Origin of the sequence: Nocardia sp. NPDC050175 (assembly GCF_044459885.1) — a bacterium.
Classification (GTDB): Bacteria; Actinomycetota; Actinomycetes; order Mycobacteriales; family Mycobacteriaceae; genus Nocardia.
Map to the genome: position 1 here is coordinate 35,326 of NZ_JBITJI010000017.1, position 23,016 is coordinate 58,341.

General features: G+C 66.0%; 23 protein-coding genes. 7 read left to right on the plus strand and 16 right to left on the minus strand.

Annotated features, from left to right (window positions below; genetic code table 11):
• Positions 1-114: 114 nt before the first annotated feature.
• Positions 115-714, plus strand: coding sequence for an NTP transferase domain-containing protein (locus ACIBK2_RS39855; RefSeq protein ID WP_396975400.1), 600 nt, complete (start codon positions 115-117; stop codon positions 712-714).
• Between the two features lie 13 nt (positions 715-727).
• Positions 728-1,759 (plus strand): XdhC family protein, encoded by a 1,032-nt coding sequence (locus ACIBK2_RS39860; protein ID WP_396975402.1) that lies wholly within the window; start codon positions 728-730, stop codon positions 1,757-1,759.
• Here the strand turns inward: ACIBK2_RS39860 and ACIBK2_RS39865 are convergent.
• The 4 genes from ACIBK2_RS39865 to ACIBK2_RS39880 all read right to left on the minus strand — a co-directional run bounded on the left by ACIBK2_RS39865 (position 1,756) and on the right by ACIBK2_RS39880 (position 5,640).
• A complete protein-coding gene (locus ACIBK2_RS39865; protein ID WP_396975404.1) occupies positions 1,756-2,850 on the minus strand; it encodes an ABC transporter substrate-binding protein in 1,095 nt (364 codons plus the stop codon). The two genes, ACIBK2_RS39860 and ACIBK2_RS39865, sit on opposite strands and share 4 nt — an antisense overlap.
• A gap of 100 nt (positions 2,851-2,950) precedes the next feature.
• Complete coding sequence (locus ACIBK2_RS39870) at positions 2,951-3,748, minus strand: ABC transporter permease (protein WP_396975406.1); 798 nt, start codon at positions 3,746-3,748, stop codon at positions 2,951-2,953.
• Positions 3,749-3,929: 181 nt separating this feature from the next.
• Positions 3,930-4,676 carry an ABC transporter permease gene (locus tag ACIBK2_RS39875; protein WP_379284398.1) on the minus strand — a complete coding sequence of 249 codons (747 nt, stop codon included), beginning with the start codon at positions 4,674-4,676 and terminating at the stop codon, positions 3,930-3,932.
• A gap of 121 nt (positions 4,677-4,797) precedes the next feature.
• Entirely contained in the window at positions 4,798-5,640 is an 843-nt protein-coding gene (locus ACIBK2_RS39880; RefSeq protein WP_396975409.1) for an ABC transporter ATP-binding protein, read from the minus strand.
• Positions 5,641-5,767: 127 nt separating this feature from the next.
• Here ACIBK2_RS39880 and pnuC point away from each other — a divergent pair, with 127 nt between their 5' ends.
• Positions 5,768-6,484: a nicotinamide riboside transporter PnuC gene (gene pnuC, locus ACIBK2_RS39885; RefSeq protein ID WP_396975682.1), complete on the plus strand. Its 717-nt coding sequence runs from the start codon at positions 5,768-5,770 to the stop codon at positions 6,482-6,484.
• Here the strand turns inward: pnuC and ACIBK2_RS39890 are convergent.
• Positions 6,481-7,047 (minus strand): TetR/AcrR family transcriptional regulator, encoded by a 567-nt coding sequence (locus ACIBK2_RS39890; RefSeq protein ID WP_396975411.1) that lies wholly within the window; start codon positions 7,045-7,047, stop codon positions 6,481-6,483. The two genes, pnuC and ACIBK2_RS39890, sit on opposite strands and share 4 nt — an antisense overlap.
• A gap of 109 nt (positions 7,048-7,156) precedes the next feature.
• Between ACIBK2_RS39890 and ACIBK2_RS39895 the strand changes: the two genes are divergently transcribed.
• Positions 7,157-8,149, plus strand: a complete 993-nt coding sequence (locus ACIBK2_RS39895) for an FAD-dependent oxidoreductase (protein WP_396975413.1) — start codon at positions 7,157-7,159, stop codon at positions 8,147-8,149.
• 23 nt (positions 8,150-8,172) lie between these two features.
• On the opposite strand, the gene ACIBK2_RS39900 is transcribed toward ACIBK2_RS39895, so the two are convergent.
• The 3 genes from ACIBK2_RS39900 to ACIBK2_RS39910 form a co-directional block, all read right to left on the minus strand.
• Positions 8,173-8,916 carry a TetR/AcrR family transcriptional regulator gene (locus tag ACIBK2_RS39900; RefSeq protein WP_396975415.1) on the minus strand — a complete coding sequence of 248 codons (744 nt, stop codon included), beginning with the start codon at positions 8,914-8,916 and terminating at the stop codon, positions 8,173-8,175.
• An 8-nt stretch (positions 8,917-8,924) separates the two neighbouring features.
• A complete protein-coding gene (locus tag ACIBK2_RS39905) occupies positions 8,925-10,466 on the minus strand; it encodes a cytochrome P450 (protein WP_396975417.1) in 1,542 nt (513 codons plus the stop codon).
• 244 nt (positions 10,467-10,710) lie between these two features.
• The gene (locus tag ACIBK2_RS39910) at positions 10,711-10,869 is read right to left on the minus strand and encodes a hypothetical protein (RefSeq protein WP_396975419.1); all 159 of its coding nucleotides are present in this window, start codon (positions 10,867-10,869) and stop codon (positions 10,711-10,713) included.
• 248 nt (positions 10,870-11,117) lie between these two features.
• On the opposite strand from ACIBK2_RS39910, the gene ACIBK2_RS39915 reads away from it, so the two are divergent.
• Together ACIBK2_RS39915 and ACIBK2_RS39920 are read left to right on the plus strand one after the other, a co-directional pair.
• Positions 11,118-11,417 carry a hypothetical protein gene (locus tag ACIBK2_RS39915; protein WP_396975421.1) on the plus strand — a complete coding sequence of 100 codons (300 nt, stop codon included), beginning with the start codon at positions 11,118-11,120 and terminating at the stop codon, positions 11,415-11,417.
• 5 nt (positions 11,418-11,422) lie between these two features.
• Entirely contained in the window at positions 11,423-11,665 is a 243-nt protein-coding gene (locus tag ACIBK2_RS39920) for a hypothetical protein (RefSeq protein WP_396975423.1), read from the plus strand.
• Positions 11,666-11,691: 26 nt separating this feature from the next.
• On the opposite strand, the gene ACIBK2_RS39925 is transcribed toward ACIBK2_RS39920, so the two are convergent.
• The 8 genes from ACIBK2_RS39925 to ACIBK2_RS39960 form a co-directional block, all read right to left on the minus strand.
• The gene (locus tag ACIBK2_RS39925) at positions 11,692-12,483 is read right to left on the minus strand and encodes a DeoR/GlpR family DNA-binding transcription regulator (RefSeq protein WP_396975425.1); all 792 of its coding nucleotides are present in this window, start codon (positions 12,481-12,483) and stop codon (positions 11,692-11,694) included.
• Between the two features lie 104 nt (positions 12,484-12,587).
• Positions 12,588-14,702: a CocE/NonD family hydrolase gene (locus ACIBK2_RS39930; protein ID WP_396975427.1), complete on the minus strand. Its 2,115-nt coding sequence runs from the start codon at positions 14,700-14,702 to the stop codon at positions 12,588-12,590.
• Between the two features lie 170 nt (positions 14,703-14,872).
• Entirely contained in the window at positions 14,873-16,495 is a 1,623-nt protein-coding gene (locus ACIBK2_RS39935) for an AMP-binding protein (protein WP_396975429.1), read from the minus strand.
• 138 nt (positions 16,496-16,633) lie between these two features.
• Positions 16,634-17,287 carry a TetR/AcrR family transcriptional regulator gene (locus ACIBK2_RS39940; RefSeq protein WP_396975431.1) on the minus strand — a complete coding sequence of 218 codons (654 nt, stop codon included), beginning with the start codon at positions 17,285-17,287 and terminating at the stop codon, positions 16,634-16,636.
• Positions 17,288-17,355: 68 nt separating this feature from the next.
• Positions 17,356-18,753 carry a lipase family protein gene (locus ACIBK2_RS39945; protein ID WP_396975433.1) on the minus strand — a complete coding sequence of 466 codons (1,398 nt, stop codon included), beginning with the start codon at positions 18,751-18,753 and terminating at the stop codon, positions 17,356-17,358.
• Between the two features lie 144 nt (positions 18,754-18,897).
• Complete coding sequence (locus tag ACIBK2_RS39950) at positions 18,898-19,806, minus strand: carbohydrate ABC transporter permease (protein WP_396975435.1); 909 nt, start codon at positions 19,804-19,806, stop codon at positions 18,898-18,900.
• Positions 19,803-20,684, minus strand: coding sequence for a carbohydrate ABC transporter permease (locus tag ACIBK2_RS39955; protein ID WP_379284380.1), 882 nt, complete (start codon positions 20,682-20,684; stop codon positions 19,803-19,805). The genes ACIBK2_RS39950 and ACIBK2_RS39955 overlap by 4 nt, the downstream gene beginning before the upstream one ends.
• 1 nt (position 20,685) lies before the next feature.
• On the minus strand, positions 20,686-21,936 hold the full coding sequence (locus tag ACIBK2_RS39960; RefSeq protein ID WP_396975437.1) for an extracellular solute-binding protein: 1,251 nt from the start codon (positions 21,934-21,936) through the stop codon (positions 20,686-20,688).
• A gap of 128 nt (positions 21,937-22,064) precedes the next feature.
• On the opposite strand from ACIBK2_RS39960, the gene ACIBK2_RS39965 reads away from it, so the two are divergent.
• Positions 22,065-23,009: an SIS domain-containing protein gene (locus tag ACIBK2_RS39965; protein WP_396975439.1), complete on the plus strand. Its 945-nt coding sequence runs from the start codon at positions 22,065-22,067 to the stop codon at positions 23,007-23,009.
• The last annotated feature ends 7 nt before the right edge of the window (positions 23,010-23,016 follow it).

Here is a 23,016-nt window from a genome sequence, read left to right on the forward strand (position 1 = left end):
CCGAAAGAGATGAATCACCCCCGGCGTGTCGCCGCAACGAAAGCGGCCGGACAGGTCCGTGAGCAGCACTCTTCCGACACGCGCGGACAGCGGTTCCGGACTACCGTCGTCACCATGGCTGTACCCGATCGCCCGGCCGTCCCGCCCGTCTGCGCGGGCATCGTGCTCGCCGCGGGCGCCGGAACACGCTACGGACGGCCCAAAGCCCTGGCCGAGGGCGGTGCCTGGCTGCGCGGCGCGGTGGCCGCGCTGCGCGAGGGCGGGTGCGATCCGGTGATCGTGGTGCTCGGCGCCACCGGCCCCGATCCGGCCCTGCTCGACCTCCCGGCCGGCGTCCAACACGTCTGGGCGGCGGACTGGGCCACCGGGCTCGCCGCGTCGGTCCGGGCCGGGCTCATCGCCGCCGCGCGCACCCCGGCGCGCTACGCCGCGATCATGCCGGTGGATACCCCGGACGTCGGCGCCGATGTGGTCGCCAGGGTCACCGCCGCGGCCTTCGCCGCGTCCAGCGGCCTCGCCCGCGCTGTGTTCCACAACACACCGGGGCACCCTGTTGTGGTCGCGCACAAGCACTGGACCTCGATATGTCAGGAGGCCGTAGGAGATTCGGGCGCGCGCAACTATTTGTCACGCAAGGCAGATATGGTGTGCGTCACGTGCGACGATTTGGCGACGGGCGTCGATCGTGATTACCCGGCCTCGTCCGCACGCTGATCGGAGCGAGCTGATGCGGGACATCGTTGATGACCTACTGCGGGTTTGGCATTCCGGGCGGACCGGTGGGCTGGCCACCATCGTGCGCACCGGGGGCTCCGCGTCCCTGCCGATCGGCTCGGCGATGCTGGTCGATCCGGACGGTGGCGTCTACGGCGCGGTGACCGACGGCGGGCTCGAGGAGATCGCCTACGAGGCCGTCCTGCAGGCCGCTCGCACGGGTCGGCGCGCGATGCACCGCTACGGCGTGGCTACCGGTGCGGAAGGCGCGTCGGACCGCGACGGCACCATGGATGTGTTCACTGAACCGTTCTCGCGCAGGCACTTTCCCGAGTTTCCCGTCGTCGCCGCGGAGATCGCGGCACACCGGCGGATCACCGTGTTCACCGTCGTGTGGAACTCCGACGCGGACCTGATCGGCCAGCACCTGGTCACCGACAAGAAGCACGGCACCGAGCTGCTCGCACTGCCGGATTCGGATGTGTTCGTCGCGTCGTTCGCCCCGCCGCCGCGGCTGATCATCTTCGGCGCCAACTCTTTCGCCGCGGCGCTGACCGTGCAGGCCAGGCTGCTCGGCTACCGCGTCACCATCTGCGACTCCCGCGAGAACTTCGCGATGCCGGAGAAGTTCCCCGGCGCCGAGGTGGTCGTCGACTGGCCGCACCGATACCTGAACACGCTGTCCTCGGCGGGCGAAATCGACGGCAGCACAGGCATTGTCGTCACGTCGCACGACCCGAAGTTCGAGATCCCGCTGCTCACCGTCGCGCTACGACTACCCGAGCTCGGCTACCTAGGCGCCATGGGTGCGCGCACCGTGCACACCCAGCGCATGGAAGACCTACGGGCGGGCGGCTTCACCGAAGCGACCCTCGCCCGCCTGCATTCCCCCGCCGGACTCGACCTCGGCGCGCGCACCGCCACCGAGATGGCCGTCGCGATCGCCGCCGAGCTGATTGCCGCCAAGACCGAGCAGTCCGGGCGGCACTCGCTGCACAACAGCACCCAGCCTCCGCTGAAAACCGTTGTCGGACTGAATAGTTAAGCCTTCAGGCCCGGGTTCTCCGCGTATACCTCGCGCAGCACCGACAGATCGAACAGCTGATCGGCCTTGATATCGAGCTTGGCCGCCTTCAACGCGGTGATGTTCTGCTCGATCAGTGTGTCGGTCATGGTCAGCAGGCCGTTGGCGGTCGCGTCCGCGGAGGTGACCAGATCGTTCTGCGCCTGCGCCTCCTTCGTCTGCTCGGCCAGGTCGAGCTTCTGATCCTTGCCGTACACCTCGACCGCGAGCCTGGCCGATTCGGCCGGGTTGGCCACCGCGTCCTTCCAGCCCTTGATCTCCGCGACGAGGAACGCCTTCAGCTTGTCCCGCTCCTTGTCGATGGTGGACTGCTTGACGGTGAGCGTCTCGGCCGTCAGCGGCAGGTTGTAGTCGGCGAACAGGAAGTGGGTGTTGGCGAATCCCTTGGCGGTCAAGGTGATCGGCTCGTTGGTCACGTAGCTGACCCAGCCGTCGACCTCGCCGTTGGCCAGCGGGGACGGATCGAACTGGGCGGGCACGATGGTGACATCGCTCGGCTTCAGGCCGTTCGCGGTGAGCAGGGCGTTGAAGATCAGCTGGTTGGTGTCCTGCACCCCGATCTTCTTGCCCTTCATGTCCTCGGGCGTCTTGATCGGCTTGGCGGCCGAGCTGACGATCGCGAAGGGGTTCTTCTGATAGGTGGTGGCGATGATCTTGCCGGGCAGCCCCTCCAGCACCGCCTTGGCGGTGGTCTGCGGGGCGGACAGGCCGAGCCAGATCTTTCCGGTGTCCAGCCCGGCCTCCACCGAGGTGCTGGCCGCACCGCCCGCGATGAGGTTGACCGAGCCGAAACCGGCTTCCTTGAAATAGCCCTTACTATCCGCGAAGTACTCGCCGGCGAATTCGATGTTCTTCAGCCAGGACAGCTGCACCGCCACGGTGCCGTATTTCGAGCCGTCCGCGGTGGAACCGCCCGACGAGTCGGAGGAACTGTCGCCGCAGGCGGCGAGCAGACCAGCACCGCCGAGGGCGGCACCGGCCAGCGCGGAGTAACGAAGGAGAGACCGTCGGTTCAGTGTCGGCCCGAACGAAGAGCGTTGCACGGGTGTCATGCGCCGAATCTAGGTCGATTGCGTTTCATTTTCTTTACTTTGACGTTCCGGATATTGATTTGCTCGAATTTCGCCGCGTTTTCCGGGCAGAAAACGGGGCTCACGACCTACCCGCCTCGGCGCCGAAGCGGGCGAGCACCAGATTCTCGATGACGCCGACGATCGCGTAGAGCAGCACCGAAACGATGGTGACGATGACGATCGATGACCACAGCTGGTTGTACTGGAACGTCGGGATGGCCCGAATCAGGCTGGCGCCGAGCCCCGTTCCGCTGCCGAGCCATTCGCCGAGCAGCGCACCGATCAGCGCGCCCGGCACCGAGATCCGCGCCGCCGCGAACACCGAGGGCAGCGCGGCGGGCACCGCGACCATCCGCAGTCCGGTCCATGTGGACCCGCCGTACGCGGCCACCAGGTCCAGCGCCTCCCGCGGCGCGTTGCGCAACCCGGCCATGATCATCACCAGCGCCGGGAAGAACACCACGATCGCGGCCAGCACCGCGACGCCGCCGAGCCCTCGGCCGAACACCAGCACGATGATCGGGGCGAGCACCACCAGCGGCACCGACCGCAGCAGCATCGCCACCGGCAGGAAGGTCTGCTCCACCGCGGCGAACGACACGAACAGCGCGGCGACCACCAGCGCCGCCGCCATGCCGAGCCCGAACCCGATTGCCGCGTCCCGCAACGTGATCTGCAAGTCGTCGATGATCACCTCGCGCGCGGCACTCGCACCGGGCGAGGTCACCAGATAACGCCAGATGTCTTCCGGCGACTTCCCGACCCGCGGCCCGACCTGCGGGAACGCCTTCAGGAAGACGTACCAGATCACCAACATCAGCAGTAACGAGGTCAACAACGGAAACAAAAACTTCCCGATCCGCCACACAACCTTCATCGCCCCTCCTCCACGCCGCCGCGCACATCTCGTCCCGCTGCGCACGAATCCGCCAGCAAATCCCTACGCGCCACAGCACGTCCTGGCGCGCCGCGCACATCTCGTGCCGCCGCGCATGAGTTCGTCGGCGAATTCTTGCGCACCAAGCGAATTCGTGCGCGGGGACGCGGGGGTGCGGTGGTCATCGCGCCGCCTGGGTGGTCCAGGGGGCGACGACGCGGGCGGCTAGGGCGACGACTGCGTAGCCGAGGCCGGCCAGTGCGGCGGCGGCCAACGCCATGCCCCAGGTGCGTGGCACGTTGTAGGCCGTCTGGGCGGCAGTCAGTGCGACTCCGATGCCGCTGTCGACGCCGCCGAGGTACTCGCCGATGATCGCGCCGAGCACCGCCGAGGGAGCCGCGATCTTCAACGCCGCGAACGTATTCGGCAACGCCGAGATCAACTGCACCCGGTACAGCTGCTGCCAGCGCCCGCCGCCGTAGGCGCGCACCAGGTCGAGGCTTGTTCTATCGGCCGAGCGCAAACCTGTCACGGTGCCGACCATGGTGGTGAAGAAGCAGTACATCGCGGCCAGGAACACCGTCGGGGTGCGCCCGCCGAACACGACCAGAATGATCGGCCCGAGCGCGAGCAACGGCGTGCAGTAGCTCAGAATCGCCAGCTGCGTGGCCAACGATTCGATCTGCGGGATCAGCATGATCAGGATCGCCAACGCGATGGCCATCCCATTGCCCCAGAGGAATCCCTTCAGCGCGCCGAGCGCGGTGATCCGGAAGTTCGGCCCGTAGAGGCCCCACCCGTCGGTGTACATGGTGTGCAGCACCGTCCACGGGCTCGGCACGGTGCCACCCGCGACACCGAGCGCCGCGAGCAGCCACCACACCCCGATCAACCCGGCGACGCCGAGCAATCCGCCGATTCGCTTCATGCCCGACCTCCCCGGCCACGCCGCACGCAGAGCGCGACCGACCGCATCGACTGTCCGTGGGGCCGCACCCGCTGCCAACCCGGTCGCGCCTGCCACTGACAGCGCGCCGGTCGTTGTCCGTTCATGCCTGCACCGCGCCCGTGCTCGACTTCCCCGCGGCGGTGCCCAGCGCGCCGCCGGTGCCGGACTTCCCGAACAGCAGCTCCGACAGATAGTCGTGCAGCTTGTGGAATTCGGGGGTGCGCATCATCTCCGGGGTGCGCGGGCGCGGCAGATCGATCTCCACCAGTTCCAGCACCCGGCCCGGTCGCGGACTCATCACCGCGACCACATCGGAGAGGAACACCGCCTCGGCGATGCCGTGCGTGACCATCAGCGTGGTCGCCGGTTTCTCCGTCCAGATCCGCAGCAGTTCCAGGTTGAGCCGCTGCCTGGTCATGTCGTCCAACGCGCCGAACGGCTCGTCGAGCAGCAGCACCGTTGGCTTCACCACCAGCGCCCTGGCGATCGAGACGCGCTGGCGCATACCGCCCGAGAGCTGCGCGGGTTTGGCCTTCTCGAAGCCCTCCAGCCCGACCAGCTGGATCAGGTCCGCGATCAGCGCCGGGTCCGGCGTGAGGCCCGCCACCTGCAACGGCAGCTTGATGTTCGACTCGACCGAACGCCACGGCAGCAGCGCCGAGTCCTGGAACGCGATGCCGAGTTCGTGCCTGCGGACCAGCTCGGCGGGCGTCTGGCCGTCGATGAGCGTCTTGCCTGCGCTCGGCGTTTCCAGGCCCGCGAGGATGCGCAGGACGGTCGACTTGCCGCAGCCGGACGGGCCGAGCAACGACAGGAACGTTCCCTGTTCGGTGTGCAGGTCGACCGAGTCCAGCGCCTCCACCGTCTTACGACCGACTCGGAAGGTTTTGGTCAACCCACTGATGTGAATTCCGGTCCCCCCGGTACTGCTCTCCGCGCTCATAAACGTCACCCTAGAAGGGGTCCGTTGCACAGATATTGCGAATCGCGACCCCAGATTTCGCAATCGTTACGCGAACCCGCGTCTGCGCCGGTTTTTCGATCAGCCCGAGCCGATGTCCGGCACGTGGATGACATCGGCCTGCGCGCTGGTTGCACCACAGGTGAACCCGATCATCTCGCTGCTCGACGCCAAGCTGCACATCGCAGGCTCGGAGATCCTCTGGCGCGAGGTGATCGGCAACGGTTTCGGCCTCGCCTCCGCGCTCGGCGGCATGCGACGGCGCGTCTGGGCGTGGCCGATCGGCATCGCCGGGAACGCGCTGTTGTTCACCGTTTTCGTCGGCGGGGTCTTCAATACTCCGCAGCATCTGAACATGGCGGGGCAGGCGGGACGCCAGCTGATGTTCGTCGCGGTCAGCGTCTACGGCTGGTGGAGCTGGCATCGGCACGCCAACGAAACCGGTCTCGAACATCGCGGCGTCGATCCGCGCTGGGCGAGCAATCGCGAACGCCTCGTGCTGGTCGCCGCGATGTTCGTCGGCACCGTGGCCTTCGCGCAGATCTTCGCGCTGATCGGTTCCTATGGTCCGTGGGCCGAGGCCTGGATCTTCACCGGCTCGGTGCTGGCGACCTACGGGATGGCGCGCGGGCTCGCCGAGTTCTGGCTCATCTGGATCGCCGTCGACATCGTCGGCATCCCGCTGTTGGTGAAGGCGGGCTATTACCCGTCGGCGACGCTGTACTTCGTCTACGCGGGCTTCGTGGCTTGGGGATTCGTGGTCTGGATGCGCAGCATTCGCCCGGCGACCACACCCGACGCCGTGTCGCTGGCTGCTACGCACTAGCGGGCGCGCAGCCCGTCGAGCATGATGTCGACGACTCGATCGACGGCCTCGGGGTGGGATTCGCCTGGGCGAGTGTAGATCTGGAGCGTCATCAGCTTGGCGATGTCCGCCGGGCCGATGTCGTCGCGTAGCGCCCCGTCCGCTGTGGCCTGCGCGGTCATACGCTCGATGAGGTCGGTGACGGTGCTGCGCACCTCGATCAGCTTGGGGTTCGACTGGATTCGCGTGTGCGCGACGGGCTCTATCGCCGAAGACAGTCCGCCAACGCCCATTTGGATGCATTCGCGCAGAAATCGGGCGAGCGCAGTCCACGCGTCAGGCTCTTCGCGCCATGCCGTCGCGGCCGTGTCCGCGAGCCCGGCCAGGTAGGCGCTGGAGGTGGCGGAGATCAGCGCGTCGCGGTCGGGAAAGCGGCGGTACAGCGTGCCGACACCGACGCCCGCGCGGTCGGCGATCTCCTTCATCGGCACGTCGATTCCGCGTTCACGAAAGACGCTCAGTGCCGCCGTGAGGATCTGATCGCGGTTGCTTCTGGCGTCTGCGCGCAGTTCCTCGGTCGTCATAAGCGTCTCCTATCAGGCTATATCGGATAACTGGACGAAATCCTTCCGTTTAGCGTACGCTACTGCTAACCGGACGAAATTCGTCCAGTTAGCTGAAGAAGGCGTCGCCATGAACAAGACAGTGCTGATCTCCGGAGCGGGTGTCGCGGGTTCGACGCTGGCCTACTGGCTGGCGCGACGGGGATACGAGGTGACCGTGGTGGAGCGCGCGGCGGCGTTGCGTTCGAGCGGAAATCCGGTCGACGTGAAGGGGCCCGCAGTGGCGGTGGCGGAACAGATGGGGATCATGCCGCAGCTGCGTGCCGCTGGATCGGCCGTCGACCGCATGACATTCGTCGATGGCTCGGGCAAGTCGGTGGGACGGGTTCCGCTCGCTGCCTTCCAGGGCTCGGGCGGTGATCGCGAAGTAGAGGTACCGCGTGCCGACCTCGCCGCGATCCTGCTGGAGGCCAGTCACACAGACGCCGAATTCGTTTGGGGCGACACCATTACCGGCCTCACCCAGGACAGCGAGGGCGTCGACGTCACCTTCGGAAATGCGCCTGCCCGGCGCTTCGACCTGGTCATCGGCGCCGACGGGCAGCACTCCACGGTCCGGCGCCTGGCCTTCGGGCCGGAGAGCGAATTCGTCAGGCACAAGGGCATGTTCGTCGCCACGATGCCGATCGACGCGCCCGTCGGCTCGGATCGGGAAGTCGTCATCTACAACACGCCGGGCCGAGCCGTCTCGGTGCATCCGACGCGTGGGCACGCACTTGCCGCGTTCATCTTCCGGCACGATGCCGTGCCCGGCTTCGATCACCGGGATCAAGCAAGCCACAAACACCTTGTCGCCGAGGCATATTCGGGCGGCGGCTGGCGATTGCCGGAACTACTGGAGCGCATGTATGCCGCCGAGGATCTGTACTTCGACGCCGTCAGCCAGGTCGATCTACCCACTTGGTCGACCGGCCGAGTCGCCCGTGCGCTGTTACTACCTGCCACCCGCACCGGCATCGCGCTGCGCAACGGAGCGACCCGGCTGGCACCCGTGATTACCGCGATCTCCACACTGCGGTCCGCCCGAACGGGAGCCGCTACACCTAGCACCTACGCCGTGTGAGGCCGAAAATACCTGCGGCACTGTCAGTCTCGCTGCGCCGCAGCCTCGGCAAACAGCTTGGCTAGCGTCTCCGCGATATTGGCGGACCGGTCGAAGTGATAGCCGCGGTCGGCGGCGTGGCCCGCGAAGAGGTGCCAGGCCGAGGCGGTGAGCATGCGGGAAATGGTTTCCGGGTCGGGACGCTCGGCCTCCGGCGTACCGATGTACTGCGTGACAATGCCTTCCACCAGGCCGACCAGCCCGTACACGAGCGGACGATACGGTTCGACATCGATGGCGAGCATGCCGGTCCACGACGAAAACTGTTGCCACAGCGTCTCAGCGACCCGATGTCGGCCGATGGTGAGGGTGGTTTCGCCCGTCGAGTGCCCGTGCACCGGCCCGTTCTGCCCGAAGTGGTAGATATTCGGATGATCCGCGGCCCAGCTCACCACGCGGCGCATGATGTCGTGGAACATCTCTTCCGCGGTCCGGGTCGGGTCGAGCACGAACAGCGACTCCACCTCGGCCACATAGTGATCCAGGATGTACTCGCGCACCCGGGCGTCCAGGTCTTCCCGATTGTCGAACTGCCGGTAGACCACCGAGCGGGCCAGTCCGGCGCGCTCGGCGATCTGCTGGATCGACACCTCGGTGGTCGGGCCGTGCTCCTCGATCAGCGCGACGGCCGCCTCGAGGATCTGCGTCTGCCTGGTCGAATTGTGTTCGTCCCAGCGCTGACCGCCCGAGCGCCTGCGATGGCTGCGCATGTGGGCGGGCGGTTTCACGGATCCGACTATACGGCGGTGTCCGCGCGCTCCAGTTCCGGCAGGAACCGAGGGCGCATCGGCAGCGGGCCGTCCGGACCGCCGGTGAACGAGATCTGCCGTCGCACCCGCTGATCCGACACCGCGTCGAATTGCAGCTGCTGCGCGAAGGTGGCGACCACCAGCGCGGCCTCCATGTTCGCGAATCCCGAAGCGACACACATTCTTTTGCCCGCGCCGAACGGCATGGTGGCTCGCTTGTGTTCGCGCTCAACGTTTTCCGGCAGGTACCGGCTCGGATCGAACTCGTCCGGCCGATCCCACACCCGGTGATTGTGGTGCGAGCCGTGGATCAGCGTGATCACCGTGGTACCCGGCTTGATCCGGTAACCGCCCAGCGCGTCAGCCGCTTTCGCCGTCCTGGCCAACCCGACCACCGGCGGCAGCACCCGCATGGTCTCAGCGACGACGGCCTGCGTCCACGGCAGCCGATCGAGGTCGGCGGCGGTGGCCGGGCGCGAGCCGAGCACCGAGGTGACCTCGTCGCGCAGCCGATCGCGGGCCTCGGGATGCTCGGCAAGCATCTGCCAGACCCAGGCCAGCGCGGTCGCGGTGGTCTCCATGCCCGCGCCGATGAACGTCATCAGCTCGTCGTGGATCTCCTGATCGGTGTACTGGTAGCCGGTTTCCGGATCGGACGCGTCGATGAGCGCGGCGAGCAGGTTGTCCTTACGGGTGATCCGGCCCGCGCGATGATCGGCGATCAAGCCGTCGACCACGCCCTCGGCGTGCCGCAGGTCGCGCATGCTGCGCGGTTCGATCACCCAGCCCGCGGCCCGCATCACCCGCATCGGCAACCGCGAATTCCCGGCATCATCGCGGTGCCGCCCACGCTTGTGCAGCCAGGTCGCGAGGTGATGCAGCGGATGGCTGAGGTTGGTCATGAACCCACGGCCGAAGAACCGCAGCAGCCGATACAGCACCACCTCCGACATCGGCCCGGTGATATCGGTGCCGAACATCGTCCGCGACGTGACATCCAAAGTGAGCCGGTTCATTTCGGCATTGACATCGACCACACCATCGCCCGCCGACAGCTCCCGGATCCGCGCCACGGCATCGCGCGCCGCCTCGACCATCACCGGCGCGAACCCATCCACGTTGCGCTTGGCGAAGATCGGCTGCACCAGCCGCCGATTACGCTGCCACAGTTCATCATTCAGATCGGTCACCAGCCCGCGCCCGAACGCCACCGCGAGCATGTCGTAATCCGGGCTCTTCGTGTAGTTGTTCTGATTCGTCACCAGCACATGCCGCGCCAACTCCGGACTGCGCACGATGACGAACTTCGCGAACGGCACCCGAGCAACAAGCACGTCATCCTGCCCCGGAAAGTTCGTCACGTAATCCAGCACCGTGTGATCACGCACCCTCGGCAGAATCCCCACCGACAACTTCACCGACTCCCACCAGGTCACCGGCGTGTTGTGCCATCGGATGAACGTCGGCGCCCAACGGGGTGGATGCAACTTCGAATCAACGACAGGATCAACGGAATCAACATCGGCCATAGCGGGCTCACCTTGCCTACACACTCATATGGGACGTGCTGTCCCACTCAGACTAGTGAGACACGATGACTCGGTCAATGGGTGAATGGCACCGATCTCCTACCCTCGACACAGCACAGCCCGGCAGGCCATCCAAGGCCTACCGGGCTGGGGTTATCGACGGTCCCGCGATCAAGCGGAACTAAGCGTGGCGGCGCGAAAGAGCAAGTCTCATCGATAAATCGGTGCTGCGCGAACAGAATCCTCAGTTGGGCGTATCGCCCTCATAATCCATATCCGCCGCCTGATCCTCCGTGGTCGCCGCAGCATCCTCGGTCGAATCCGGCTGATCAACGTCCTCGCGGTCCACTTCAGTGTCATCCGAACGCTCTGTACCGGGTTCAGTGGTCATGGCCACGGACATGCCCGACCCAGCCACCTTCAAACAGGAACCGGGCAACAATCACCCGATCCCAGCGGTACCGCCGTAAGCCGTCGACTGGGATCCGCTGCGGCACTCTGTCCAGCGATGGCGACTTGCCGCACTGCGAGAGATGGGTCACAAAACTTCCATGGAACCGAAACCCCTTGTCTCGCATCTAACTTGATGAAGGGGCCAACATATGAAGTTCGCCCCACGCTCGGGGAGGATCCGAAATGGATGTACGTAGGGTGGTCGCTGCCGTGTCGATTGTGGCTGCGGCGCTCGTCGCTTTTTCCGCACCGAGCGGGGCCGCTCCGAATGCCGGGGTCGTCGCCGTCGTCGATGCTGTACCCGCTGGTCACATCGAATTCGATGCGCGATACACCGCTACGGTGAAGTGCCAGCTGATCAAAGATGGGGCCGCCGTCGGCTACATCACGGGCACGGGGAGCGACAATACGAAGCCGGGGGCGGTTGCGGCGGCGAAGAAGGATGCCGATCGATCGGTCCCGCAAGGTCACTACAAACGGCACTGCAAGGAGATCTGAGTCCTATGTCCGATGGAAAGACGTTGTGGGAGATCAAAGTCGGCATCCTCGCCACCGAGGCCGAGGCGAAGAAACTGGCTGATCAAATCTCTCATCTGCTGTGCCCCAACCCGGATCACGCACCGCCGTGCCCGATCCCGTGGGCTATCGGTGTGGACTCCGAGGAGGATATGGAGCCCGAGCGGCAGCAGCAGTACGAAGACATTCGTGAGCAGTATCGGATCGAGTCGGGGGGCTCGGCCGGCTGAAGGGCAGTTCTATCCCTGGCGGGGCACTACACGACGTCGACGCGTACTCCCGTCGCGCGGATCGCCGCTACCGCCACCGGGTCGGCGTCGGTGTCGGTGACCAGGACGTGGACCTGTTCGATGGTGCAGATTCGGGCCAGGGCGGTGCGTTCTAGTTTGTCTGCGGTGGCTACGACCATGACGTGGCGGGAGCGGCGGACCATTTCGGTGGTTACGCCTGCCTCGTCGATGTGGCGGCATTGGGCGCCGCCCTCGGCGGAGATGGCGTTGACGCCGAGGATCAGTTCGTCGAGGCGGAGTTCGGCTAGCGCGCGTTCGGCCAGGGGTCCGTGGAGTTCGTAGGACTCGCGGCGGGCCACGCCGCCGAGGACGACGGTGCGCATGTGCGGGCGCAGGACCATTTCGCCGGCGATGTTGAGCGCGTTGGTGACGAGGGTCAGTTGTTCGTCGCCGGTCATGCCGAGGTCGGTGCGGCCGGCCAGCGCCCGCGCCACCGCGGTGGTGGTCGTGCCGCCGTTCATCGCGATGACCTTGTGCGGATCTACCAGGGACGCAGCATGTTCCGCGATCCGTTGCTTGGCCTCGCCGCCGGTCTGCCGGTAGCGGGCGGGCAGGTCGTAGGCGACCGAGGTCGCGACGACGCCGCCGTGCGTTCTGGTCGCCAGCTGTTGTTCGGCCAGGGCGGTGAAGTCGCGGCGGACCGTCGCCGAGGACACGCCGAGGCGCTCGGCGGCCTCCTCCACCGAGAGCCGCCCGGATTCGGCGAGCAGTTCAAGCAGCCGGTTCCAGCGCTGCGGGCGGTCGGTTGGTCCGGTCATCTCACAACCCGACCTGCTGTTTTTCTAGGCACGCGAACCATCTGATCACAGGCACGCTGCCGACCGTAGAGATTCCGGTGCGGCAATGCCAAGCGGGCGCCGCCTCAGCGGTGCATCGCCGAGGCACTGGCCAGCGGCAACGTGAGGAACGAGGCCGCGCCCTCGGTGCGCTGGATGTCGTAGACACCACCCAGCAGCGCCGGATAGTCCTTCGGGTTGAAGATGTGGGTCGGCGCGTCGCCGGAGCCGATGGTCACCTGCAACCGGTGGCCGGGCTGGAACACATGGAAGGCCGGGCGGACCTTGACGTTGTACTCGGTCACCTGCCCCGGGACCACCGGCAGCATCGACTCCCTCGTACCCGGATGGAACGCGCCGAGCACACTGCCGTCCGGGGCCCGCCAGGTCCGGTCTTCATCCAACGCGCGGAAGTTTCCGGCGAGCTGACCATCGGTCAACGCGATGGCCGTACCGTCCGGCGCGATGTCTTGGACCGTCACGCTGAACGCCGAGGCGGGCGTGCTCGAGGTGGCGAAGAGCGTGGCGCCGATCGGCCCGCCCAGCACAGTCGGCTCGGCGAAGGCATCGGTCGTGTACTGCGGATTGTCCAGCAGCCCAGGCACATCCGGGTGCGCAGGGACTTGCCCGCAGGGGTCATCGATGCCTGCCATCGTGGTGAGCAGCTCGTACACCCCGGAGAAATTGCGGGAGAACGAGGAGTTGCAGATGGTGCCGCCGTTGACCGGGCTGAAGGTCACCCGGTCCGAACCCGACTGCGCTACCGGGCGATCCGATGACAGTCGGCCACCGGCTTCCAGATACAGGTTCTGCGTGGGGGTTTCCCGCATCGGATAGGTGGCGCTCTCGAGCACATTGCCGTTGACGTCGATCGCGTGCAGCGGCGTCTTCGTCCCGTCGATGCCGTTGCGGTCGTTCTTCAACCACCGGTCGAACCAGGCCAGCTGGATGGCGTGCATGTCGATATCGGTGTTGCGCTGCACGCCGGGCTGTATGTGGAACCAAGGGCCGGTGAGCATTTGGAAGCGGCCGCTGGACGGCGCGGCCGCGGGCATCGGACCGTTGTGCGAGCGTCCGGCGTAGGCGTTCTGCAAGCCCGCGAAGGTGCGCGGCGTGCCGTCCTGCAGCAGGTCGTACTGGCCGCCGATCAGATAGGTCGGAATGTCGTTCGCCGCAATCTGGTCCACCACATTGTCGATCGCGCGCGACTCCCAGTACGGGCTGTTGTAGGCCTTGTCGCCGTCGAGCAGCGCGTTGAACACCGAATGCCAGGTGCCGTCGGCCCGGAAGTGCGAGATCAGGTGGTCGACGAAGACGCTGGCCATCTTGTCCGGCTCCCGGTACAGCCCGAGGATCGGATCCAGCTGCGGCAGCAGGGTGATCGGGAACTGAAGCATGGAGGCCAGGAAGGCGATGTTGTAGAAGCCGTCGTGGTCGAGCAGATCCTGGAACGCGTGGTTACCGGGCATCAGCGGAAAAAGCGCCTTCACCGGCGAATCCGGTTCCAGCACACCGGCGGTGAGCAGCTCGCTCATCCCGAGATAGGACAGACCCCAGAGGCCGATCTCCCCGGTCGAGTTGGGTAGTTCAGCGGCCCAATGGATTACCCGCTTCGAGTCCTCCCGCTCCTGCGGCTGCAGGATGCTCCACTGACCGCCGGAGGATCCGGTGCCCCGAATGTCCACGATCACGCTGATGTAGCCGCGCTTGACGAAGTAGTCGCCGTACCCCGCCGCATCGCTGATCTGTTTCGCCACATCGATGACGCTAGGCAGTGCATTCTGCAAGAGCGGACCGAGTCCGTCGTAGGACAGCAGCCGCACGAAACCGGCACTGTCCTTGCCGTATGCCGTCTGGGTCAACATGATCGGGAACGGGCCCGGCGCTGGTGTGCCGGTGGCGTCGGTCGGATACCGAACGTCCGCGCGCAGCACCACGCCGTCCGCCATCGGCAGCTCCACGTTCTTCTGCTCGCCGACGCCATAGATCTCGGGCCCCGGATTCCACCCCTCGGGTAATCCGGTGCGGGCGTCGGCTTTTGGAAACTGAGTGGTGGGCGCCGGATCAGCGAGCGCTAACGGTGCGGCCATCGGCAGCACCGAGGAAACCGCGAGAACGCCTACCGCAACCACGATTCGGGCCGCGGTCGCGGCGAATCCAGGCCACCGCGCGGCACGCTTCGGCCAACTATCGGTCATCATCATTGATCACCCATCGATCCTGCGAGCGGCGATTGTGCCTGCTCACCATCAATTTCCGATTCGACGGCGGCGTCGACCGCCGACGAGCGACGGCCGCTTACCCGCCATATTGGTAAGTTATATTTTCAGATAAAAGACGGGTTGTCTACACCTGTCCCAGACGATTTGACTCAGCTCGCGGTGAGGTCGCGCCGCAAGAGTTTTCCGGTGCTGGTGCGCGGGAGCTCGACGACGAAGGTGACATCGCGCGGCACCTTGAACCGGGCCAGATTCGCCTTCACATGGGCACGGACCGCGTCGGCATCCAGCTCCTGATCGGAATGCCGAACCACGAAAGCCGCGAGCCGCTGGCCGAATTCGTCGTCGGGCACCGCGACGATCGCCGCCTCGGCAATGGCCGGATGGGCGTACAGCAGCTCCTCGACCTCGCCGGGGAAGACGTTCTCGCCGCCGGAGACGATCATGTCGTCGTCGCGTCCGTCGATGAACAGCCGACCGCCCGAATCCCAGTGCCCCACATCGCCGGAGGACAGCAGGCCATCGATGACGTCCTTGTTGCCGCCGCCGGAGTACCCCGCGAACGACAGCATGCTGCGCACGTAAATGGTGCCCCGCGCACCGGGTTCGGTGACCAGCTTGCCGTCTTCGTCGTAGAGCCGGACGGTACACACCGTCGGCGGCTTGCCGACCGTCCCGGACGCCGCCCGCCAGTCCGCGGGCGTGGCGATGGCGGCGACACCGACCTCGGTCGAGCCATAGAAGTTGTAGAGCACGTCGCCGAACACCTCGGTGGCCGAATCACCCAGCGCGGCAGGCAATGCCGACCCCGCGCTGAAGACGATCCGCAGGCTGTCGGTGTGATATTTCGCCAACACCTCGGGGCCTAGGTCGAGTATCCGGCGCAGCATGGTCGGCACCAGGACGAGCACCTGCGCCTGATGATCGGCGACGTCGGCCAGGGTCGCCTCGGCGTCGAATCGCCTGCGCAGCACCACCGTCGAGGCCAGCGACAGCGCCAGGATGAACTGGTTCAGCGCGGTGCCGTGGAACAGCGGCGCGGCCAGCACCAGCGTCTGGTTGCGCCGCAACGGAATCCGCTCCAGCAACGCCGCCGCCGCGAGCGGCGACTTGACCTCGCGCGGTACCCCTTTCGGCGTCCCGGTGGTGCCGCCGGTCAGCAGCACGAACCCGCCCTGCCGCGGCGGCGGAGCCAGTTCGGCCGTGTCGTTGCCCGCGATCAACTCGGCGACGGTCGCGATGCCGCCGACCCCGATGCCGTCGTGCACGGCGAGCACCCGCAGCACGTCCGGCGGCAACACCTGCAGCAAGTCGGTGAATTCCTGGTCGTACACCACGACATTCACGCCCTCGCGCGCCGCGACATCGGCCAGCTGCGGACCGGCGAACCCGGTATTGAGCAGCACCAGCCGCGCGCCGATCTTCGCGGCGGCGAGCATGGTGTCCACCAACTCGCGCCGGTCCCGGATGAGCGCGGCGACCGTGTCACCCGGCCCGAGGCCGAGCCCGGCGAAGCCGCGGGCCAGCGCGTTGCCGCGGGCCTCGAGCTCCCGGTAGGTGAGCGGGCCGAGCTCATCGATCAGCGCCACCCGCTCGGGCTCGCGCCGCGCCGACATCCGCACCGGCCCGGCGATACCGCCGAACTGCCGGACCGCGCGGGAGGCGCGCACCAGGTCGGCCGGTGCGAGCAGGTTGAGCACGCCCGCCCGTTGCAGCACGCCCACCGAATGCAGATTGACCACCAGCGCGCGAACGGCACTTCCGATGGAGGACATGAACACTCCGTCCAGAGAATCGTCGACGCCCTCGAACAAGGGCGTCGACTCGACTGTAGGAGATTTACACCAATTCGGCAAGACATCTTTTCAGATACTGATCTCGCCGAACCCTCAGTCAGTTTCGCTGGTTTCAGTTCAGGTGAGTGCGAGCCCGGAGTTCACGAAATACGCGATCTCCTCGCATATTTCGTCCACGCTGATGACCGAATCGGGCAGCGTGCTCTGCACCAATTCCTGGGCGAGCGAGTTCACCGCGCCGATCACCGCGAGCGCGAAAAGATCGAAACGCCGCGGCTTGGCCTCGCCGCGCTCGACACCCCGCTCGGCTTCGCTGATCAACAATGACGAAAGCAGGCGCCGTTGATCTCTGCGCCATTCCTCGACCGCCTGGCTCACGCCGACCACCTCGACATAACAGACCCTGGCCGATCGATGATCCGCACAGGTCACCGAGAGATAGGCGCGAAAGCCCTCGACCACCCTCGTCGACAGCGGATCGTGCTCGGTTTTCGCCAAGGCCTCCAAGGCCCGCTCTACCGCGTGCGAGGTGGTCCGGTTGACCAACGCGATGAGCAAAGCCTCACGGCTGCCCATATCTTCGTAGAAACTGCGGGTGGAAACATTGGCGACCGCGCAGAGTCGCTCGATGGACGTGGCCGCGTAACCCTGGGTGCCGAATAATTCGAGGGCGGCATCGATCAATCGGGCCTGCCGCTGCGCCACCCGCTGTTCCCGTGACAGCCCGCCGTAGCTGCGACCGTCCTTCGATTCTTCTTCCCGCCGTGCCACCGTTCGATGCTACCCGTTGACCCGGCGCAACCCCGGCACGGACATCGGTCCGCGCCGGGGTCGACGGCTCACTTCCGCTGGCCGATGGCGTATCCGACCAGGGCCTGCGCCATGGGCGGCAGGATCTCCGACAGCGCCTGCCCGAACTGGGGTTCCCCAATGGTGCTCACCGGGCTGGTAATCGAGCAGCCCTGCGGTGCGGCGACGCCGTTGAGCCGGTCTTTCAGCCAATAGAACGCGCCGGGCAAGTGCGAGAGGACACCGGAGAGATGTTCGGCGGCGAATTCCCGGACATAGGTCACGCTCGGCGCACCCTCGCCGCAGTATTTCTGCACCGTCGCATCGGTGCCCGCGATCGGAATGAGCTCGTCGTTCTGTGCGTGATAGAAGTAGATCGGCACGGTCGGTTTCTGCTGCCCGAGTGAGTTGTCCGCGATCGCTTCCCGAATCTCCGGCAGGCTCAGCGGATCTCCGCCCTGGAAAGTGCCGAAGTAGTTGAATCCGGGGAACAGGATGGCACCCTGCGGATGACACAGCACCTTCTTGGACGCCAGGACGAATTGCCCGAGCAGATCGACCCTTTCGCGCATCACCCGCTGCATTTCCGGGTATTCGGTGGAAATGCCGACGATCGCGGCCGAGATGAGCCCGGCGTAGACGCCGCCGTTGTTGTGCCGCACCACCCCGGCGTAGTCGCCCGCCGCGACACCGCCCGCCGCGATGCCGACGATATTCAGTTCGGGCGCATAGCTTTCCTTGATCTCCGGAACGAAGGCCGTCGGAATCGTGCCACCGGAATAGCCCCACAGTGCGGCCGGAGTATCCGGCCCGCTCAACTGCGCAGGCGCGAAGTTCTCGGCGGCCCGAATACCGTCGAGGGTGGCCTGCGCGTTCATCCGCGAGGCGCCGTACGCCGAATTCGGCCCCTGATAGTCGGGCATAGCGACAGTCCAGCCCTGGCCGAGGCCCGCGGCGATCGGAATGAGCGTCTCCGCCGCGTTCACGTAATCGACCGGGATGGCACCGGATTGGGCCACATACGACGGGGCGCAGTACTGCGCGACGCTGTCCTCGGCGATCTGATAGGACAGCAGCTTCGCCCCGCCCACGGGCGCGGGGCCGCGCGGTTTCAGGATGGTGGTGACCGTCGAGATCGGCTCGCCATGACTGTTGGTGGTGCGGTAAAGCAACTGCCACGCATCGACATTCAGTTGCAAGATGCCCATGAACGCCGGATAGATCGCCCGCGCGCGCAGGATCTCGCCGGGCTGTGCCGCGGCGACCGCTCCCGCCGCGGGCTGGTAGAAGTCGTCGAGTTCCGGCGGCAGGGTGAGCGCGGGCGCCGGTTCGATCCGGACACTCTCCTGCTCCCCTGGCGTCGCCTGTCCCGAACCGAGTGCCGTCCACGCCGCCATCAGCGCGATGACGCCGAGGACGACGACGCGCCCACCATTGCGCACGTTCATCGAAATGCCTTCCCGTTACCGCTCGTTACCGATACTGGTAAGGGATATTTTCAGATAACCGGCGAGAAGTCCAGACTCAGACAGTGTGTCGGCTCACAACGCGCCAAACGGCGGGTGGTGTGGCACACCACCCGCCGAGTCGGCTTACTTGACGCTGCCCGCGGTAAGACCCGCGACGAGGCGCTTCTCGATGAAGGCGAACAGGATCACGACCGGGATGATGCCGACCGTAGATATAGCGAAAACGTATTGCCACGAGGTGTCGTACTGGCCGATGAACTTGGTCAGCGCCACCGACAACGGCTGGTTCTTCTGGGTGGTCAGCACCACCAGGCTGGCGGCGAACTCGTTCCAGCAGGAGACCACGACGAAGATCGTCGCGGTGACGATGCCCGGCCACACCAGCGGCAGGCTCACCCGGACCAGGATCTGCCAGCGACTCAGCCCGTCCAGCATCGCGGCCTCCTCGATCTCCACCGGAATGGAGGCGAAGAAGCTGTGCAGGATCCAGACCGCGAACGACAGGTTGAACGCCGCGTTCACCAGGATCATCGCCAGCCAGGTGTCGTTGATACCGAGCGCGAAGAACTCCCGGATCAGACCGGTCACCAGCACGGTCGGCTGCAACATCTGGGTGATGAGCACCAGGCCGAGGAACACCGCGCGACCCGGAAACTTGTGCCGCGCCGTGTAATACGCGGCCGGAATGGCGACAATCAGCACGAGCAGCGTGGCGAACACCGAAATGATCACCGTGCTCGCCAGATTGAACGGCAGCGGCGTTTCCGGGGTGTCCCACATGGTGGCGTAGTTGTCCGGATGCCACGTCTCGGGCAGGTATGTCGGTGGGATGCGCAGGATTTCGGCACGGCTCTTCAGCGACCCGAGCACCATCACGATGAACGGCAGCAGGAACAGCGCGGCCAGCACGACGCCGACCGCGGTCAGCTCCCAGCGGCGCCGCTTCGTTCGCGCGCCGGGACGCTCGGCCGAGTCACCGGCTTCCGCTGCGCCGGTGACCTTCTCGATGTGCGCGATATCCGCCGCGGTCATCCGTCGACCTCCTGAGTCGGCCGGATCACCTTCACGTAGATCGCGATGATGACGATGATCAGCACGAAGTTCAGCACGCTCATCGCCGCGGCGGTATCGACCTGCTGATTCTGCCGAATGAGCTTGAACATCAACGTGGTTGTGGTGTCGGCCTGGAACCCCGCGATGCTGCCGGTGATCACCTGCAGAATCGGCAGCGAGTTGAACGAGTTGATGATGTTGATGATCGTCGCCACCGCGATGGCAGGCCGCAGCTGCGGCAGCGTGAGAAAGCGGTAGCGCTGCCACGAACTCGCGCCGTCGACCCGGCCCGCCTCACCGATCTCGGCCGGAATCGATTGCAGCCCGGCCAGAATCGTGTAGGTGGTGAACGGGATCGAGACGAACACCGCGACGCCGATCGCCACCAGGAACGCGGGCGTCGGCTGCTTGGTGAAGCCGTAACCCCGGTCCAGCAGGCCGATATCGACCAGGAAGCGATTGGCGATGCCGACGTCGGGATCGAGCATGTAGTAGAAGATCGTCGTCGTCATCACGACCGAGGCCGCCCACGGCACCAGGATCGCCATCCGCACCGCGGTGCGGCCGGGGAAATCCTTGTTGAGGAACTGGGCGAGCGCCGCGGACAACACCAGGGTGATCAGCACCACGGCGACAACCCAGATCACCGTGTGTGCCAGAACGGATCCCAGCTCGGAAATCCCGAACAGGGTGCGGAAGTTCGCCAGGCCCGCCGCGCCTCGGTCTTGACCGTAGGCGTTGAGATCCCGGGTACTCGTCCACACCATGTAGCAGGCGGGAAAGGCGACGATAGCCGCGATCAAGACCAGCGCGGGTCCGATCCACGGTATCGCCGCCAGAGTTCCTTTCCGTCGCACGCTATTTCGCGGCTTCCTGAATGCGCTGCAAGACCTGGGCCGGGTCGGTGCCCTGGGCGATGGTGCCGATCTGCTGCCGGATCGCGCCTTGCGCCGCAGCCCATTTCGCGTTGTTGCTCGGGTAGAACTGGGCCACCGCGAGGGTCGAACCGAACGCCTTGGTCACCGGGTCCGAGGCCAGCTTGGTGGCCGCGGTGTTGGTGATCGGGATGAAGCCCTCGGTCGAGACGAACTTCGAGTAGACGTCGGCGCCGTAGAAGAAGTCGAGGAACTTCTTGATCGAGTCGGTCTTCTTGCCGTCCTTCTTGAACGCCATCAGGTGATCGGCCACGCCGAGCGTCACCGGGGTGCCGGACTTGGTCGGCGTCGGTGCGGTCGCGTACTTCAGGCCGGGGTTCTTCGCGGTGATCTGGCTGATGTTCGGGGGCAGACCCTCGATCATGCCGATCTTGCCCTGGATGAACGCGTTGATGACGTCCTTGCGGTCGGTCGCGCCCGGATTGGGCTGGGTGACACCGGCATCGGCGATCTCGCGCATGGCGCGCACGCCGTCGAGGTTGGCCGGGGTGTCGATGGTGAGCTTGTCACCCTCGGCCCACTGGCCGCCCGCGCCGAAGGTCCAGATGGACGTCTCGCCCTGCGCTTCCTCGCTGCCGAGCGGCAGACCGTAGCCGGAGACGCCGCCGCCGAGCGCCTGGATCTTCTTGGCGGTGTCGGTGAGCTCGGCCCAGGTCTTCGGCGGCGCGGTGACGCCCGCCTTGGCGAACAGGTCCGTGTTGTAGAACAGGGTGCGCGTCGAGGCGAACAGCGGCAGCGCGAACTGGGTGCCGTTCAGCGACGCGTTCTTCGCGAAGCCGGGCTGGATGTCCGAAAGCACCTGCGGGGAGACGACTTCGGAGGCCGGGTAGAGCTGTCCGTCACTGGCGAAGCTGGCGTAGGCATCGATGTTGAGGATGTCCGGGGTGGTCGACTTCGACTGCAGCTTGGTGCGCACCACGTCGTTGATCGAGTTCCAGGACTCGATCTGCAGGTTCACCTTGATGGCGGGGTTCTGCTTCTGGAAGTCCGCGATGATCCCGTCCCACAGCGCCTTCGTACCGTTGGCCCCGTCACTGTAGGCCGGGGCTAAGAAGTTGATCGTGGTGTCGGAGTCGGCGTTATCCTTCGAGCCGAACCCACAGGACGAGATCGCCAGCGCAAGGCCGGTGACCATCGCGACCCCCGCAAGCACGCCGTGGAGTGGTCTTTTCACGAGTAAAACCTTTCAAATTTGCACACCGGGCGCCACTGGACAGCCGATGATGGGATCGAACTGATCGACCGACTATCAACATAGACCCAAGCTTGATCATATGTGACTGATTCGCTCGTAAATTTGACATGAACGATCACCGGGCGGATTCTGTTGTTGTGCCGATCTCCGCCGAACCCACGCCCGTCACCCATCTGGCCAACGAGGTCGCCACCCAGCCTGACGACTGGGCGCGCGCCGAAACGATCGCTGCCGAACATCGCGACATCCTCCCCCACAAGGGCGAGCGAGTCGCCGTGATCGGTTGCGGCACTTCCCTGTTCATGTCCAAAGCGATCGCGGCGCTGCGCGAGGGCGCAGGGCACGGTCTGACCGATGCCTGGCCTGCCAGCGAGGTCCGCTCCAGCCGCGAATATGACCGTTACTTGGTGATCTGCCGGTCAGGCACGACCACCGAGGTGGTCAATGCCATGCGGGACATCCCAGCACACATTCCACGCACCGTCATCTGCTCCAGTCCCGGCACGCCGGTGCTCGAGCTCGGCGATCCGATCCTGATCGACGAGGTCGACGAGGAATCGGTGGTGCAGACCCGCTTCGCCACCACCGCGCTGGCCATCCTGCGCTGGCACCTCGGCGAAGATCTCGCGCCGGTGATCGAGCAGGGCCGCAAGGTGCTCGCCGAGGATCCGGCGGTGTCGCTCGCCGACGTCCGCCACGCCGAGGAGATCAGCTTCGTCGGCATGGGCTTCGCCGCCGCCATCGCCGAGGAATCCGGGCTCAAGCTGCGCGAATCCTGCCAGTCCTGGACCGAGTCCTACCTGGCCACCGAGTACCGGCACGGCCCGGTCGCCATCTCGGCGCCCGGTCGCGCGGTCTGGGCCTTCGGCCCGCTGGTGCCGAACTTCGCCAGGGACATCGCCAGCACCGGTGCGCACTTCGAGCACCGCGACCTCGACCCGATGGCCGACCTGCTCCGCGTGCACCAGCTCTGCGTGCTGCGCGCGGCGGACCTCGGCCTGGACCCCGACCACCCGCGTGGGCTCAATCGCTCGGTCGTCCTCGACCAGTGATCGGACC